The following is a 15,707-nucleotide window of genomic DNA, read 5'->3' on the forward strand; positions in this document are numbered from 1 at the left end:
TTACTTTAGCTTCTTGGAAAAGGTTTTAAATTGAATGTCCTGCGAACACCTAGTCATGTCATACAGCACATTCAGCAAAGCAAAGAATGATGCTTTGCTGGAGCCGATGTTTTTCGGCCAGCCGGTGAATGTTGCCCGTTATGACCAGCAAAAATATGAAATTTTTGAAAAACTGATTGAAAAACAACTGTCTTTCTTTTGGCGACCGGAAGAAATCGACGTGTCGCGCGACCGTATCGATTACCAGAATCTGCCCGAGCATGAAAAGCATATTTTCATCAGCAATCTGAAATACCAAACGCTGTTGGATTCGATTCAGGGGCGCAGTCCGAATGTGGCTTTGCTGCCGTTGGTGTCGATTCCGGAGTTGGAAACGTGGATTGAAACGTGGTCGTTTTCGGAAACCATTCACTCGCGCAGCTACACGCACATTATCCGTAATATCGTGAACGATCCTTCGGTGGTGTTCGATGATATTGTCGATAACGAATACATTATTGCCCGCGCGGAAGATATCGCCTGCTATTACGATGATTTGATTGAATATACCCAATATTACAATCTGTTGGGTGAAGGTGAGCATCATGTGAACGGTAAGGTGGTTACGGTTAACAAGCGCGAGCTGAAAAAGAAACTGTATCTGTGTTTGATGTGCGTAAATGTGCTTGAGGCAATCCGTTTTTATGTGTCGTTTGCCTGCTCGTTTGCTTTTGCCGAGCGCGAGTTAATGGAAGGCAATGCGAAAATCATCAAGCTGATTGCGCGTGATGAGGCGTTGCACCTGACTAGTACGCAGCATATGTTGAACTTGATGCGCAGCGGTGTGGATGATCCTGAAATGGCGCAGATTGCCGCCGAGTTGGAGCAGGAATGTTTCGAGTTGTTTAAAACGGCGGCCACGCAGGAAAAAGAGTGGGCGGAGTATCTGTTTAAAGACGGTTCGATGATCGGCCTGAATAAGGAAATTCTCAGTCAGTACGTTGAATATATTACCAATCTGCGTATGGCAGCGGTCGGTTTGAAACCTGCTTTTGAAGGAGCGAGCCAAAACCCGATTCCGTGGATCAATGCGTGGTTGTCGTCTGATAATGTTCAGGTAGCGCCGCAGGAAGTGGAAATCAGCTCTTACTTAATCGGCCAAATTGATGCCGAAGTGAGCGCCGATGATTTGGGGGATTTCGAGCTTTAAGGCCGTCTGAAAAGATGGTCGTGGCTTTTACCAACAATGGTTCTGACGTTTCAAATGCTTCTGTGGTGGATGCACGGGCAGATAGATAATCTGCTTTTGTGCGTAGTTGTGAATAGTGGCAGAGCGTTTTGAATCTGAATATCAGGCCGTCTGAAAGCTTCCGTTTCAAACCGGAATTTCAGACGGCCTCAAGTTTCACGGCTGTTTGAGGCCGTCTGAAAGCGAACTTTAGCGAGCTTTGCTAAAACGAGCTGTGCGAGTTTCGCTAAAGCGAACTTTGCGATCTTCACGAAAATCCTCTAACTGGGTTTCGCTAAAATGAGTGATGCAGGGGGGGCAGCGAAATGCAAACCGTCGCACACAAGTGGAATGTCTTTATATATGCCTTTGATTACCACACGAGACAAAATTTTCGAGCTTCAAGACGGTGAAACGCTGCTGGAAGGGTTGGAGCGTACCGGCCATGAAGTCGAATACCAATGCCGCAGCGGGTATTGCGGTTCATGCCGTCTGAAAATCGTGTCGGGCAGGGTGGAATACGACAATTTTCCGCTGGCGTTTGTCGGCCCGAATGAGGTTTTGCCGTGTTGTTGTCGGGTTACCGAAGCGGTGGAGCTTGATTGCAGGCTGCGTATTGAAGAGCCGGATTTGTTTGATGTGGATTTGTTTGAGGAATAGTTGAAAGCTGCGTGTGAAAACGCAGCTTTTTTGTTGCCGGTTGTTTTGTGTTTGAGGCCGTCTGAAAAGGTTTTAGCGAAGCTCGCTAAAGTTCGCTTTAGCGAAACTCGCACAGCTCGTTTTAGCAAAGCTCGCTAAAGTTCGCTTTCAGACGGCCTCAAAGTATATTGCAGCCGTTATGCGGATAGTTGCTCCAGCAAAGCTCTGGTTAGCGCCAGTTGGTTTTTGGAGTTATCCAGCTGGGGGCTGAAGAGGACGAAGCTGTCTTCGGCGCGCTCGTCGAGGGTGGCGATTTTGGCGTAGCGCAGGCTGATGTCTTGGTCGGACAGGACTTCGGCGATATTGGCCAGCAGGTAAGGGCGGTTGACGGCGATGATTTCCAGCGTGTACCAGCCGGGGTAGTCGCTTTCGGGTATCAGTTGCACGACGGGAGCAATCGGCAGGTGGCGGCTGCGGCGGCTGCGGGCGGCGGTGCTTTGCGGGCCGTGGGTTCGGGTGGTGTCGCAGCCGTGGATGAAGTTGTTGATTTCGGCCTCTAAAGCGCTTTGTACATTGGGGTATTCGCTGCGGTTGTATTTTTCGGGCATCTGTACGATGAAGGTGTCGAGAATGTAGTTGTGTTCGGTAACGAAAGCGCGGGCGGCGAGGATGTCGAAACCTTGATGGCTGAAGATGCGGCACAGGCGGGCAAACAGGCGCGGGGCGTTGGGCATGAACACCATCACTTGCAGGGTGGCGCTGTCGAGCAGGCGGCTGCGTACTTGCGGGGATTCGGTTTGGTGGACGAGGTTTGCGGTGTGCCAGAGGATTTCTTGCAGTTCGTGGCGCACGAAATAGGCCGAGCCGAGTGCCTGCCAAAGCTGTTTTTGCTGTTTTTCGGGCGTGCCGGCGCGGTTGAGTTGGTCGACGGCACTTTGTTGGCGGCGGCTGACCAGCAGGTGGCGGCTGCCGCTTTCTCCCGCAAAACGGCGGGCGGCGGCGTGAAACAGGCTTTCGAGCAGGCCGGCTTTCCAGCTGTTCCATAATTTGGGGTTGGTGCCGCGGATGTCGGAAACGGTAAGCAGATAAAGGGCGGACAAGCGCTCTTGGGTTTGGACGCGTTCGCAGAAATGGCTGATCACGTCGGGGTCTTGGATGTCTTCTTTTTGGGCAACGGCCGACATGAGCAGGTGGTCTTCCACTAGCCAGCACAGCAGCGCGCTTTCTTCTTCGTCGAGGAAGTGGTCGGCGGCGAAGCGGCGGGCGTCGGCAATGCCTTCTATGGAGTGGTCGCCGCCGCGGCCTTTGGCGATGTCGTGAAAAAAGGCGGCGAGATAGAGGATGTGTTTTTTCTCGAAAGCGTGCATCAGCGCGGAGGCGAAAGGCAGTTCATGGCTGCGCGAATCCATGGCGAGACGGCGCATGTGGTGGAGTACGGTGAGAATATGGTCGTCCACAGGGTAGATGTGGAAGAGGTCGTGCTGGAGCAGGCCGACGATTTTGCCCCATGCGGGCAGATAGCGTTCCAATACGCCGTAGAGGTTGAGGAAGCGCATTACATGGGTCAGCCCTTCGCCTTGCCGGAAAAATCCGATAAAGCGGCGGCGGTTTTCGGGGTTTAGATAAAAACTGCGGTTGATTTTGCGGGTGGCCGCCCACCATGCGTGCAGGGTTTTGGGGGCGATGCTGGAAATATCGTTGCGGGTTTGCAGGATTTCGATGATTTTAAACAGGTGCTCGGGGTGGCGGGCGAAGAGTTTTTTGTCGTACACCGCCACTTGGTTGTCGAGTTGGTAGTAGTGGTCGTCGATGCGGTGGACGACGCGCCGCACCAACGAATACACCCGACCGCGCAGCATGGGCAGCAGGATGCCGCCGAGTTGGATAAGGGTTTTGCTGGCTCGGTAAAACGTGCGCATCAGTTTTTCGCTTCTGACGCGCAGGCTTTCGTCTTGCCAGCCCATGTTTTCCGCTACTTGGGCTTGCAGGTCGAAAATCAGCCGGTCTTCGTTGCGTCCGGCGGCCAGATGCAGCTCGATGCGGATGGTGGCCAGCCGGATGTGGCTGTCGAACAGCATGGCGGCTTCGGTGCGGGTGAGAATGCCTTGGGCAATCAGGGTGCCGAGCGGTGCGTCCAAGCCTTGCGCTTTGGCCAGCCACAGCATGGTGTGGATGTCGCGCAGGCCGCCGGGGCAGGTTTTGATGTTCGGCTCGAGTACCGCGCCCGTGCCTTGCGATTTGGCGTGGCGCTGCTGCATTTCGAGCAATTTGGCTTCTATAAAGGAAACGGTGTCGCGCCGGAGGTTGATGCGTTTGAGCAGTTCGCCGCACAGCTCGCGGTTGCCGTGCAGAAAGCGGGCTTCGAGAAAGGCGGTGTCGCCGGTGATGTCTTCGCGGGCACTTTCGCATAATTCTTCGAGGCTGCCGGCTTTTAGGGCGGGGGTAAGTTGCATGTCCCACAATGCCTGCACGAAGGCGGCGGTTTTTTCCTGCTCTTCGGCTGTGAGCGGTTCGGCCGACACCAACGCCAAATCGACGTCGGAATACGGATACATTTCCCCGCGCCCGAAGCCGCCGGTGGCCAGCAGGCACAGGTTGTCGTGTCCGGCGAACAGCGCTTGCCACAATACGGCCAGCATGTCGTCGATGGCTTGGGTGTATTGCTCGAAAAATACCAAAGGGCTGCGTTGGGTGCGGTAGGCTTCGACGGCTTCTTGCTTGCGTTGTTTCAACGTTTCTGCGGCGGGAATCAAGTTGGGGAGCATAGGTATCTCGTGTCGGGTGCGGGTCGGTGGAGGTTGGGAATGGGGGAACTCCGGCCGTCTGAATGTTCAGACGGCCTGATGAGGCTGTAAGCCCGATTATCCGACCGAAGCGCGGTGCTTACAAGACCTGCATATCGTTGCGGCGGCAGGCGTTTCGGGCGGGGCGAATCCCGTTATAATGTGGCGGATTCTGCCGATTTACCCAAGTAAGGAAAAACGCCATGACCCAAATCCGCCTGAACAACCAAACCGCCCGTGTGAACAATATCTACTGCATCGGCCGCAATTATGTTGACCATATTGCCGAATTGAAAAACGAAACGCCCACCGAGCCGGTGGTGTTTATGAAGCCGAACAACAGCATTCTCAACGACGGCAGCACCATTATCCTGCCGCCGTACAGCCAATCGGTGCATTACGAATGCGAGCTGGTGTTGCTGATTGGTCGCGATTCAGACGGCCTCAGTGATGAAGATTTGTGCGGCATCATTGCCGGGTTCGGTGTCGGCTTGGATTTGACCGCCCGCGACGTACAAGGCCGTCTGAAAGAAAAAGGATTGCCGTGGACGAAAGCTAAAGGTTTCCGCGGCGCGGCCTGTGTGTCGGATTTTGTCGATGCCGCCACGCTGCCGCAAGCGCAGGATTGTGCGTTTACCTTGACCGTGAACGGCGAGTTGCGCCAAAAAGGGCACACTTCCCACATGATTTATCCCATCGCCGCCATTTTGCGCGAGCTGGCCGAAAGCTATGGTTTGAAAGCGGGCGACGTGGTGTTTACCGGCACACCGGCGGGCGTGGGCGAACTGCATTCCGGCGACAAACTGGAATTGGATTTGGCCGGCGTGGTGCAGGCGCGTTTTGATGTGGCTTGAGGCCGTCTGAAAAAAAGGAAACAAGATGAAGCCCAAAACCTTCTTCACATTGGCCGCTTCCGTGTTGCGGCGTTTGGATATGCTGCTGCCGCCCGAAAGCTCCGAGCCGGATTGGCGCGCGCTGGCCTACCGTTGGCAGAGCATAGGCAGAAAAGGTCTGCTCGAAAGCCTGCCCAATCCGCACACCTTTCCGCTCAAACGTTTGGCGGCGGTCGATAACCAAATGCAAAGATTGATACGCAATACCGAGCAGTTTTTAAACGGACGGCCTGCCAATAATGTGTTGATGACCGGCGCGCGCGGCACAGGCAAGTCGTCGCTGGTGAAAGCCTTGCTGCACGAATACGCCGACCGCGGCCTGCGTCTCATCGAAGTTGATAAAACCGATTTGCTTACCTTGCCCGCCTTGCTTACCATGCTCGAGCCGCGCCCTGAAAAATACATCGTGTTTTGCGACGACTTATCGTTTGAAAGCGGCGACGAAACCTACAAAGCCCTCAAAACCGCGCTGGACGGCGGCTTGTCGCAGCGGTGCGGCAACGTGCTGGTGTACGCCACCTCCAACCGCCGCCACCTGATGCCTGAATACATGGATGAAAACCAAGCCTTTACCGGCGAACGCGGCGAAGTTCACCCCAAAGAAGCCATAGAAGAAAAAGTGTCGCTTTCCGACCGCTTCGGCTTATGGCTGAGCTTTTACCCGTTCGACCAAAACGACTATCTGAAAGCAGTCGAAAACTGGCTGGAAGATTTCGGCCTGCCGTTCGACGAAGCCGCCCGCAAAGCCGCGCTCGATTGGTCGTTCACACGCGGCAACCGTTCCGGCCGTACCGCATGGCAGTTTGTATGCGATTGGGCGGGCAGGCCGTCTGAAGAGCGCCGCGTATAAAGGCGCGGCTGCCGGATTAATGATTGAACGGGCATGAGAAGGGGATTTCCGCTGTTATTTTTTTGCCATAAAACGTATATTTTTTTACTTTTAAAAACAAACATTAGCGGAAAATCGATAATCTTTGTAAAAAAATAATGTCATTTTTCTGTAAGAAACCGAAGAGCTCGCCGTCTGTTAGGCATGACTTTTTGAATAACGGCATGTTTTACCGCATACCAAGCATATAAAGCGTAGCCGTGCGTATCTTATTTTTTTTACTGAAAGGAAACCCGAATGTTTAAACAATCATTGATCGTTGCCGCTTCATTATTCGCTCTGGCGGCCTGCTCCCCTTCAAACGAAAGCGCACAAACCGAACAACCCGTTGCAGAAGCGGTGCAAGCCGTTCCGCAAACGCCCGCCGATTGGGAAGTATCCGATGCTGCCATTACCTTCCTGAGCAGCAAAATCAACAAGCAGTTGAACAGCGTTACCGAGCAATCGCGCTTCACCGCCAGCCAAGCCGTGTTGGATAAAGACGGCGAGTTCAAAATGGAAGTGGATTTGAGCAGCGTAAACACCGGCATCGAAATCCGCGACCAACGTTTGAAAGACTGGGTTTTCGAAACCGCTAAATTCGCCAAAGCCAACGTAACCGGTACCGTAGATGTAGATGCCGTGAGCAAACTGGCCGTAGGCGAAGCCGTTAACCTGAAACAGCCTTTGGTGTTGGACATTCACGGCAAACAACTGAATCTTGAAGCCGACCTGACCGTACAACGCATCAGCGCAGACAAAATCATGGTCAGCACGTTAAACCCCGTTTTGCTCGACGTGAAAGCCATGGACATGGTCGGCGGCGTAGCCAAACTGGTTGAAGTCATGGGCTTGAGCTCCATCGTTGAACAAGTTCCCGTGTCTTTCAACGCTGAATTTACCCGCAAAGAATAATCAGGCAATCCGACCCGATTTCATATATTCCCTTTCATCGACCACAAGGCCGTCTGAAAAATATTTTTCAGACGGCCTTGTGGTTTGGTGTTGTTTTGTCGGACTCGAGAATCCGACCTACAAACTACAAACCGCTTACCGCTTTTTCGTACAAGTCAAATAAAAAGGCCACCCGCTCCGCATCATCATTTTTACCTTGGTAACCGTAAGCAGCATCTACGGCTTTATCTAATGCTGCGTGAGCCTTGTCCAGACGGGTGTAGCCGGCATCGGCGCGGTATAAATCGGCCAAGCTGGGTTCGGGCAAGCCTTCGGCGCGGGCCTCGGCTGCATAAGCGGCGCGTGCGTCCAGAATCTGCTGTGCGGCTTTTTCAATGGTTTGCAGGTGCTTCTTCACAGATGAATCGGGTTCTTCTCTTTTCTTTCGGATAAATGGAAACGGAAAATTGTTATACACCAAAGTGTTGGAATAGCGGTAATCGCTTTTCAGACGGCCTGCTACGGTACGCATAAAGGCATTGTGCATGGTGCTGCATAATATGCCGAAATGGTAGAGGGTGGCGTTGGGGAGGCTGAAGTTAGCATCACTGTTAATAGTGTCTGCCCCCATAAAGCCAATGGGTATAAACCTGCGTGTTTCTGACGAAACTCTAGGAATAATCAAATAATTGCCACTTTCGGGTTGGCGGATTTCAGTAAACAAGTGCGGTATTTCAGCCTGTTTTTGGGTTGCCGCCTTAGTGCTTGCCTGCCTCATGGCCTTAACCGCTGCGATTCGTTGCGAAACTTGGGGCATGTGTTTCAAATCATGGTTGCGCCGTGTATCGCTGACTTGGTGAAACCACAAACACCAACGCTGTTTGCCGTTGATGAATTCGTCTGCGCCTAAAAACGGGCGGAGGTAGTTTTTTGCCAAGGGTTCGCTGCGGACGAGTTGCTCTTTTTCTCCAGTGCAGAGTAACAAATGACCGCCGTCAGCCGGTTTGTTTCCGTAAACCATTTCGGCTTCGCCCGACAAAACCACTTTCTGTTTTTTAAAAATAATGTTGGCGGCATCAATCAGATACGGGCTGATGTTGTGTACCTGCTGCTTTTCAGGCTGCCCTTTGATATCCGTATAGTTGAACAGATATTTCGCTGTTGCAGCTCGCTGTTGCAGCTCGCTGTTGCAGCTCGCTGTTGCAGCTCGCTGTTGCAGCTCGCTGTTGCAGCTCGCTGTTGCAGCTCGCTGTTGCAGCTCGCTGTTGCAGCTCGCTGTTGCAGCTCGCTGTTGCAGCTCGCTGTTGCAGCTCGCTGTTGCAGCTCGCTGTTGCAGCTCGCTGTTGCAGCTCGCTGTTGCAGCTGATTTGAGCTTCGCTCCGCTCGCTCAAATCAGCTGAAAAGCCGACGATAACGCAATGTACGGCAGCTTTGCCTGCCACTGCCGATGTCCATTGGAAAGTGCGGTGGGCAAAATTGATCTGCATGCCCTGTTTGATCAGGTTGCCCCACAGCACTTCTACTTGTTCTCCTTGGCAGATGGAATTGGTAGATACAAAGGCCGTCTGAACATTCGGTGCCGCCTGCATGATGGCGGCTGCTTTGACATACCAGTTGCACACATAATCCAACACACCGCAGCCTTTAAATGCGCCGCAAATACTTTGGGTGTCGGCTTTTTGCTCTTTATTCTGCAAACTCGAACCGATAAACGGCGGATTGCCGAAAATATAATCGGCCTCGGGCCATTCTGTCTGTAAAGCGTTGGCGTTGATGATTTCGGCGCTGTCGGTCAGCGGAATACTGGGGCGGGTATCGCCGAAGCGGTCGGAGGTGCGCCGGTTGCATTGGTGGTCGGTCAGCCACATGGCCACTTTGGCGATTTGGGCGGGGTATTCGTCGATTTCGATGCCGTAAAATTGGCCGATATGGCATTGCTGCATGGTGGAAATGTCGAGCAGTTGGCCTTCGGCAAACAATTCGGCGATGATGTCGTCTTCGAGCTTGCGCAGTTCGCGGTAGGCAACGACGAGGAAATTGCCGCAGCCGCAGGCGGGGTCGAGAAATTTCAGACGGCCTATTTCTTGATGGAAGGCGTGAATGACTTCGCGGCGTTTGGTTTTCGGTGCTTTTCGGGCTTCGGCAAAGCGGCGGCGCAACCCGTCCATAAACAGGCTGTCGATGACTTTTAAAATATTGGCTTCTTCGGTGTAGTGTGCGCCCAGCTCGCGCCGTTCTACGCTGTCCATCACGCTTTGAAAGAGGCTGCCGAAGATTTCGGGGCTGATTTTGGCCCAGTCGCGGCCGGCGCATTCAAAGAGGTGTTCGCGCTGCTCGCTGTTGAAATAAAATTCGCACAGGTCTTCTTCAAACAGTTTGCCGTTTACATAGGGAAAGGCTTTCAATTCGGCGTTCATGCCGCCGGGGCGTTTTTCGGGCGGCGTGTTGAGCACTTTGAAAATGCGGTTGATGGTGCCGCCTAAATCTTCGCCGTCGGCCCGGCTGTATTTGGCCAAATAATCGGCAAACTGGTCTTTGGTAAAAATCAGGGTGTCGTCGGCGAAGAAGCAGAATAAAAGCCGGATGATGAATTGTTTTAAGTCGTGCTCGGGGTAGTGGCCGTCTTTTTTAAAGGCGGTATAGAGGTTGCCTACTGATGCCGCCGCTTCGATATTGGCCAGCTCTTCGGCGGCTTTCAGCTCGCGTTCGATGCCGTCCATAAAATCGAAATTGCGGTTTTGAATCTGTTCGGGCAATTCGGAAAGGGCAAATGCCAGCGGCTCGGGCGTGCTTTGGTGTAGGTCGTAAAGGTGGATATGGGCGAAATCGCTGATGATCACATAGCGCGGTACGTCGTTGCTGTTGTGGTGGCGGATTTCTTCAACATAGCCCATGGCCTGTTCGAAAGCGGCGGTTAAGTCTTTGTCGGCACTTTTGTGTTCGCACAATAATCTGCCCGCCCAAAATACGTCGGCAAACTTGGTACTGCCTTTGCGGTGTTTGATTTGGTATTCCATTGTGGCGGTGCGGTAGCGGTCGAGATTGAAAATGGCGAAAAATTCGTTCCAAAAGGTGTCTTTCTCTGCGCGCTCGCGGGTTTCGTTTTTCCAGCGTTTGGCAAATGCTTGGGCAAGACGGTATTTATGCTCGTATGTGTAGGCATTCATTTTTTATTTCTCTTGTATTTGATTGTTTTTTTGCGGATATCGCAACACGCGGGCTGCTGTGGTTATTTAAGATGAAGTGGCTGGATTGAAATGAGGCCGTCTGAAAACAACTTTTAGCGAAACCCGCACAGCTCGTTTTCAGACGGCCTTGTTCTTGTGCCTTTTATTTACCCAAAGCACTCAACACTTTGCCGACTACTTCATCAACAGCCACGCTTTGCGCTTCGTTGTCAGTACGCTTGGCGTATTCGACATTGCCTTCTTTCAAAGCGCGGTCGCCGATGACGATGCGGTGCGGAATGCCCAAAAGCTCGGAATCGTTCAGCAACACGCCGGCGCGTTCGTCGCGGTCGTCGAGCAGTACATCCGCGCCTTTTGCCTGCAATTCGGCGTAGAGTTTGTCGGCTGCTTCGCGCACGGTGTCGGATTTTTTGTAGTTCATCGGCACAATTACCACTTCAAACGGCGCCATTGCATCTGTCCAGATGATGCCGCGTTCGTCGTTGTTTTGTTCGATGGCGGCGGCCACGATGCGGCTGATGCCGATGCCGTAGCAGCCCATTTCCATGATTTGCGCTTTACCGTTGTTGTCCAAGAAGCCGGCATTTAAGGCTTTGGAGTATTTGTCGCGCAGTTGGAACACATGGCCGACTTCGATGCCGCGTGCCAATTTCAGACGGCCTTTACCGTCTGGGCTGGGGTCGCCTGCGATGACGTTGCGCAAATCGACAAACTCAGGCTCGGGGCAATCGCGACCGAAGTTGAAACCGGTGTAGTGGTGGTCGTCTTCGTTGGCACCGATCACGGTGTCGGCCAGTTTTTCAACCGCAAAATCGGCATACACTTTGCCTGTGAAGCCGACGGGGCCGAGTGAGCCGCCGCCGGCGCCGAAGGCCGTCTGAATGGCGGCTGGGGTAGCCATGGCCAAAGGTGATTTTACGCCGGCGAGTTTTTCGGCTTTGATGTCGTTGAATTCGTGATCGCCGCGCAACAGCAGCAATACCAATTCGCCTTCTTCTTCGCCTTCCACCACGATGGATTTGAGCGTTTTTTCAATCGGCACATTCAAAAACGCCACCAAGTCGGCAATGGTTTTCACATTAGGCGTGTGGACTTTGCTTAAGGTTGCGGTGGCGGCGGCACGTTCGCCTTGTTGCGGCAGGGTCGGTGCCAGCTCGACGTTGGCGGCGAAATCGGATTCGTCGCTGTATGCGATTACGTCTTCGCCGCTTTCGGCCAACACTTGGAATTCATGCGAACCGGTGCCGCCGATGCTGCCGGTGTCGGCGGCGACGGGGCGGTAGTTTAAGCCCAAGCGGTTGAAAATGCGGCAATAAGCGTCGTACATGGCGTTGTAGCCTTCTACCAGCGATTCGTAATCGGCGTGGAAGGAATAAGCGTCTTTCATCACAAACTCGCGTGCACGCATTACGCCGAAACGGGGGCGGACTTCGTCGCGGAATTTGGTTTGGATGTGGTAGAAGTTTTTCGGCAGCTGTTTATAGCTGGTGATTTCTTTGCGCACGATGTCGGTAATCACTTCTTCGCACGTCGGCGCCATGCAGAAATCGCGTTCGTGGCGGTCTTTCAGGCGCAGCAGTTCTTTGCCGTAAAACTCCCAGCGGCCGCTTTCCTGCCACAGCTCGGCGGGCTGGACTACGGGCATCAGCAGCTCCACCGCACCGGCGCGGTTCATCTCTTCGCGCACGATGTTTTCCACTTTGCGCAGCACGCGCAAACCCATCGGCATCCATGTGTACAAACCCGAAGCATTGGCTTTGATCAGGCCTGCGCGAAGCATTAGTTTGTGGCTGACGAGGGAGGCTTCGGCAGGGGCTTCTTTTAAGGTGGAAATGAAAAATTGACTGGCTTTCATGATGTGGTTTCGCGTGAAAAATAAAAACCGCTATTCTAACGCAATGCGGACTTTTCGGCAGGAGTTTGAGCGCGGATTGGCAGGCGGAATGGCGGGAAGGGAAAAGGAATGGAAATTTCGGGTATGAAGTAGGGGAGTATGGCTGTTGAATAAAGGCCGTCTGAAAAACCTTAAAAGTGTTTTCAGACGGCCTCGATAGCCGATGCGCTCAATGCTTGGGATTGATGCGGGCGTTGTTATTGTTGGTGCAGCTTGTTAACGTATTCGACTTCTTCGCGGCTGCCCATCACCACCGATACGCGCTGGTGCAGGCCTTCGGGTTGGATGTCGAGCATGTTTTGAACGGTGTTGCTGCTCGCGCCGCCCGCCTGTTCCAAAATCAGGCTCAAGGGGTTGGCTTCGTACATCAGGCGCAGTTTGCCGGGTTTGCCCGGATCGCGCGTGTCTTGCGGATACATGAATACGCCGCCGCGCATCAGAATGCGGTGGATTTCGGCCACCATCGAGGCCACCCAGCGCATATTGTAGTTTTTGCCGCGCACGCCGGTGTCGCCCGCCAAGAGTTCAGCAATGTATTGCTGCATGGGCGGGAACCAATGGCGCTGGTTCGACATATTGATGGCGAATTCTTTGGTTTGCGCGGGTACGCTCGGATTAGTTTGCGTTTGCACGAATTGGCCGTCTGAATCGAGCGTGAACACAAACACGCCGTGTTTCAAGGTAAACACCAGCTGGGTTTGCGGGCCGTACAGCACATAACCGCTGCCGACTTGTTCGCGGCCTTTTTGCAGGAACGATTCGGTAGCCAGCGCGCCTTCGGGTTTGGCGAGAATGGAGAAAATGGTGCCGACGGAAATATTGACGTCGATATTGGAAGAGCCGTCGAGCGGGTCGAACAGCACCAAATAGCCGCCGTTTTCATTGCAGGCGACAAAAGTGTCTTCTTCTTCGCTGGCCAAGCCCGCTACGTTGGGGTTGGCGGTTAAAACGTGAACCAGTATATCGTTGGCGATAACGTCCAGTTTTTTCTGGTCTTCGCCCTGCACATTGCCCGTGCCGGCTTCACCCAAAATACCGGCCAGCGCACCTTGGCGCACTTTGCCGTTGATTTGCGCGCACGCGGCGACGACAGATTCCAACACGCTGCCCAAAGCGGCGGGAATGTGGTTGGTTTGCAGATGCTGGGGAAGGAATTGCGATAAGGTGGTCATATTTTCTCACTTTGCTGATGGGTTTTCAGACGGCCGCATGGCGAAAAAGACATTATATTTTATTTTGCCTGTTTGGCTAAAGAGGCCGGAGCGTTGCGCTTTCAAGCAGGCTGCAGAAATCCGGGTTGGGCGGGCGCATTTTTAAATCTTGTAATAAAGCAACTTTGTCTGCATATTAGTGATTACAATACCGAAAATCCGGCATCGGCACCGGCTGCATTTTTCAGACGGCCTGTGCAGATGTGCGGATGATATTTTGTCGAACTGATTTTTTTGAGGACACCGCATGACCACTATTTTGATTATTCTCGGCCTGATTTCACTGCTGATCGGCTTGCTCGGCACGGTTTATCCTGCCATTCCCGGTTTGGGATTGATGTTTGCCGGCGCATGGCTGATCGGTTATGCGGGCGATTATCAGGTGATTACCACCAATACGCTGATTTTTCTGGCAGTTGTGACAGTCTTGGGAACGGCCACCGATTATGTGGCGGGAATGTTGGGCGCGAAATTTACCGGCGCCAGCAAGCAGGCGATATGGGGCGCGTTAATCGGCGGCTTGGTCGGCGCGTTTTTCTCATTGCCGGGCTTGCTGCTCGGGCCGTTGGTTGGCGCGGGCGCGGGCGAACTTTGGGCGCGTAAGGATTTATGGGCGGCAGGTAAAGTCAGCATCGGCACGTTTATCGGCTTCATCATCGGCGTGGTGGCCAAAGTAGGGTGCGCGTTGACGATTTTGCTCACCTTGATTGTGATGGGCGTCGTCAGCTTGGTGTAACCGATACAGGCTAAACATTCTTTTCAAGCAGATGGGCAACCCTGCCTATCTGCTTTTTTATCGGCTTTTAAAACAGCCACATGAATAAGTTTTATTGGCCTTTGAAAACGAACAGGGTAAAATCAGCGCAGACCGCCGGTAAAAAGGCGGCACCACAACCAAAACCGATATCGACAACAACCACCACAGGAATACGAAATGGAACACAAATTACCAGAACTTCCGTATGCTTTAGATGCTTTGGAACCCCATCTTTCTAAAGAAACTTTGGAATACCACTACGGCAAACACCACCAAACCTACATCACTAACCTGAACAACCAAATCAAAGGCACAGAGTTTGAAAACGCACCCTTGGAAGAAATCGTGAAAAAATCTTCCGGCGGCGTGTTCAACAACGCAGCGCAAACTTGGAACCACACTTTCTATTGGTTGGGTTTCACGCCTAAAGGCGAGGGCAAGCCCTCCGGCGAACTGGCCGCCGCCATCGATGCGAAATGGGGCAGCTTCGAGAAGTTCCAAGAAGCGTTTAACGCTTGTGCCGCAGGCACTTTCGGTGCGGGCTGGGCATGGTTGGTGAAAACACCGGCAGGCGAATTGGACTTGGTTTCTACTTCCAACGCAGCCACGCCGTTGGCCACTGAAAACACCCCCTTGCTGACTTGCGACGTGTGGGAACACGCTTACTACATCGATTACCGCAACAGCCGCCCCAACTACCTGAAAGGCTTTTGGGAAATCGTAAACTGGGGCGAAGTAGCCAAACGCTTTGCCGCTTAACCGCCGTTAACGTCGGTTGATATGAAAGGCCGTCTGAATATTTTCAGACGGCCTTTCGGTTTACTTGTGCTTTGAGATACTTTGAGAGATGAATACTTGTGCCGAATATGTTTAAAGCGTTTCGGCTTCGGTTTCGTTCGGGCTGTAAACATTCAGAGAGGCTTGTACCAAGAGGCCGTCTGAAGGCAGCAAATGCTTTTCGTGTTCGGGAGCGTCCGTCCAATGAAGCGAGCAATCAAACACGCCGAAACCGCCGGCATCGCGCATGGATTCTTTTACCTTGATCAGCAGCTCCGTGCCTACGGGCACACTGTCGGCAAAAAGGTTCAGCTTGCGCGTGCCCAGCAAAAAACCCAGTTTGACCGCTTCTCCTGAATTAACGGCATGGCAGCCCACCAGCGCACCGATGCCTTGCGCCATGATTTCAAGGCCGGCCAAGCAGGGAAGGCGGCCGTTGTGCAACAAAATGTGGTTGTCTTTAACGGTGGCGGTTGCCGTAAGATGGCCGTTGCCGTAATCGGTAATGCAGTCCAGCAGTACCATGTGACCGCTGTGCGGCAGCAGAGGGGCAACGGAAGTAATCGGGCAGGTAAGCGGGGTATTCATAACATGTA

Annotated in this window: 13 protein-coding genes; 7 read left to right on the plus strand and 6 right to left on the minus strand. The window is 53.1% G+C overall.

The genetic code is table 11. The annotated features are described in order from the left end of the window. The first annotated feature begins 55 nt into the window (after positions 1 to 55). Entirely contained in the window at positions 56 to 1,189 is a 1,134-nt protein-coding gene (nrdB, locus tag LVJ85_RS05215; RefSeq protein ID WP_244742135.1) for a class Ia ribonucleoside-diphosphate reductase subunit beta, read from the plus strand. Positions 1,190 to 1,570: 381 nt separating this feature from the next. Then, positions 1,571 to 1,867 (plus strand): class I ribonucleotide reductase maintenance protein YfaE, encoded by a 297-nt coding sequence (gene yfaE, locus LVJ85_RS05220; RefSeq protein WP_244743060.1) that lies wholly within the window; start codon positions 1,571 to 1,573, stop codon positions 1,865 to 1,867. Between the two features lie 176 nt (positions 1,868 to 2,043). Here the strand turns inward: yfaE and glnD are convergent, their stop codons facing one another. Beyond that, positions 2,044 to 4,611: a [protein-PII] uridylyltransferase gene (gene glnD / locus LVJ85_RS05225; protein WP_244742137.1), complete on the minus strand. Its 2,568-nt coding sequence runs from the start codon at positions 4,609 to 4,611 to the stop codon at positions 2,044 to 2,046. A gap of 221 nt (positions 4,612 to 4,832) precedes the next feature. Between glnD and LVJ85_RS05230 the strand changes: the two genes are divergently transcribed. The 3 genes from LVJ85_RS05230 to LVJ85_RS05240 all read left to right on the plus strand — a co-directional run bounded on the left by LVJ85_RS05230 (position 4,833) and on the right by LVJ85_RS05240 (position 7,305). After that, entirely contained in the window at positions 4,833 to 5,483 is a 651-nt protein-coding gene (locus tag LVJ85_RS05230) for a fumarylacetoacetate hydrolase family protein (protein WP_244742141.1), read from the plus strand. 25 nt (positions 5,484 to 5,508) lie between these two features. After that, entirely contained in the window at positions 5,509 to 6,372 is an 864-nt protein-coding gene (locus LVJ85_RS05235) for an ATP-binding protein (RefSeq protein WP_244742143.1), read from the plus strand. Between the two features lie 276 nt (positions 6,373 to 6,648). Continuing rightward, a complete protein-coding gene (locus tag LVJ85_RS05240) occupies positions 6,649 to 7,305 on the plus strand; it encodes a YceI family protein (protein ID WP_244742146.1) in 657 nt (218 codons plus the stop codon). 124 nt (positions 7,306 to 7,429) lie between these two features. Here the strand turns inward: LVJ85_RS05240 and LVJ85_RS05245 are convergent, their stop codons facing one another. The 4 genes from LVJ85_RS05245 to LVJ85_RS05260 all read right to left on the minus strand — a co-directional run bounded on the left by LVJ85_RS05245 (position 7,430) and on the right by LVJ85_RS05260 (position 13,538). Continuing rightward, positions 7,430 to 8,305 (minus strand): type IIL restriction-modification enzyme MmeI, encoded by an 876-nt coding sequence (locus LVJ85_RS05245; RefSeq protein ID WP_370686952.1) that lies wholly within the window; start codon positions 8,303 to 8,305, stop codon positions 7,430 to 7,432. A gap of 94 nt (positions 8,306 to 8,399) precedes the next feature. Then, positions 8,400 to 10,451, minus strand: coding sequence for a DNA methyltransferase (locus tag LVJ85_RS13440; RefSeq protein ID WP_370686935.1), 2,052 nt, complete (start codon positions 10,449 to 10,451; stop codon positions 8,400 to 8,402). 163 nt (positions 10,452 to 10,614) lie between these two features. Next, positions 10,615 to 12,327 carry a proline--tRNA ligase gene (locus LVJ85_RS05255; RefSeq protein ID WP_244742149.1) on the minus strand — a complete coding sequence of 571 codons (1,713 nt, stop codon included), beginning with the start codon at positions 12,325 to 12,327 and terminating at the stop codon, positions 10,615 to 10,617. Positions 12,328 to 12,563: 236 nt separating this feature from the next. Then, positions 12,564 to 13,538, minus strand: coding sequence for a class 1 fructose-bisphosphatase (locus LVJ85_RS05260; protein WP_244742153.1), 975 nt, complete (start codon positions 13,536 to 13,538; stop codon positions 12,564 to 12,566). A gap of 286 nt (positions 13,539 to 13,824) precedes the next feature. Here LVJ85_RS05260 and LVJ85_RS05265 point away from each other — a divergent pair, with 286 nt between their 5' ends. Together LVJ85_RS05265 and LVJ85_RS05270 are read left to right on the plus strand one after the other, a co-directional pair. After that, entirely contained in the window at positions 13,825 to 14,313 is a 489-nt protein-coding gene (locus LVJ85_RS05265) for a DUF456 domain-containing protein (protein ID WP_085363244.1), read from the plus strand. 198 nt (positions 14,314 to 14,511) lie between these two features. Beyond that, positions 14,512 to 15,093 carry a superoxide dismutase gene (locus LVJ85_RS05270; protein WP_244742156.1) on the plus strand — a complete coding sequence of 194 codons (582 nt, stop codon included), beginning with the start codon at positions 14,512 to 14,514 and terminating at the stop codon, positions 15,091 to 15,093. Positions 15,094 to 15,204: 111 nt separating this feature from the next. Here LVJ85_RS05270 and LVJ85_RS05275 read toward each other — a convergent pair whose 3' ends face one another. Further along, positions 15,205 to 15,699 carry a thioester dehydrase gene (locus LVJ85_RS05275; protein ID WP_244742158.1) on the minus strand — a complete coding sequence of 165 codons (495 nt, stop codon included), beginning with the start codon at positions 15,697 to 15,699 and terminating at the stop codon, positions 15,205 to 15,207. Positions 15,700 to 15,707 lie beyond the last annotated feature (8 nt).

It is taken from the genome of Neisseria sp. Dent CA1/247 (genome assembly GCF_022870825.1).
GTDB lineage: Bacteria > Pseudomonadota > Gammaproteobacteria > Burkholderiales > Neisseriaceae > Neisseria > Neisseria zoodegmatis.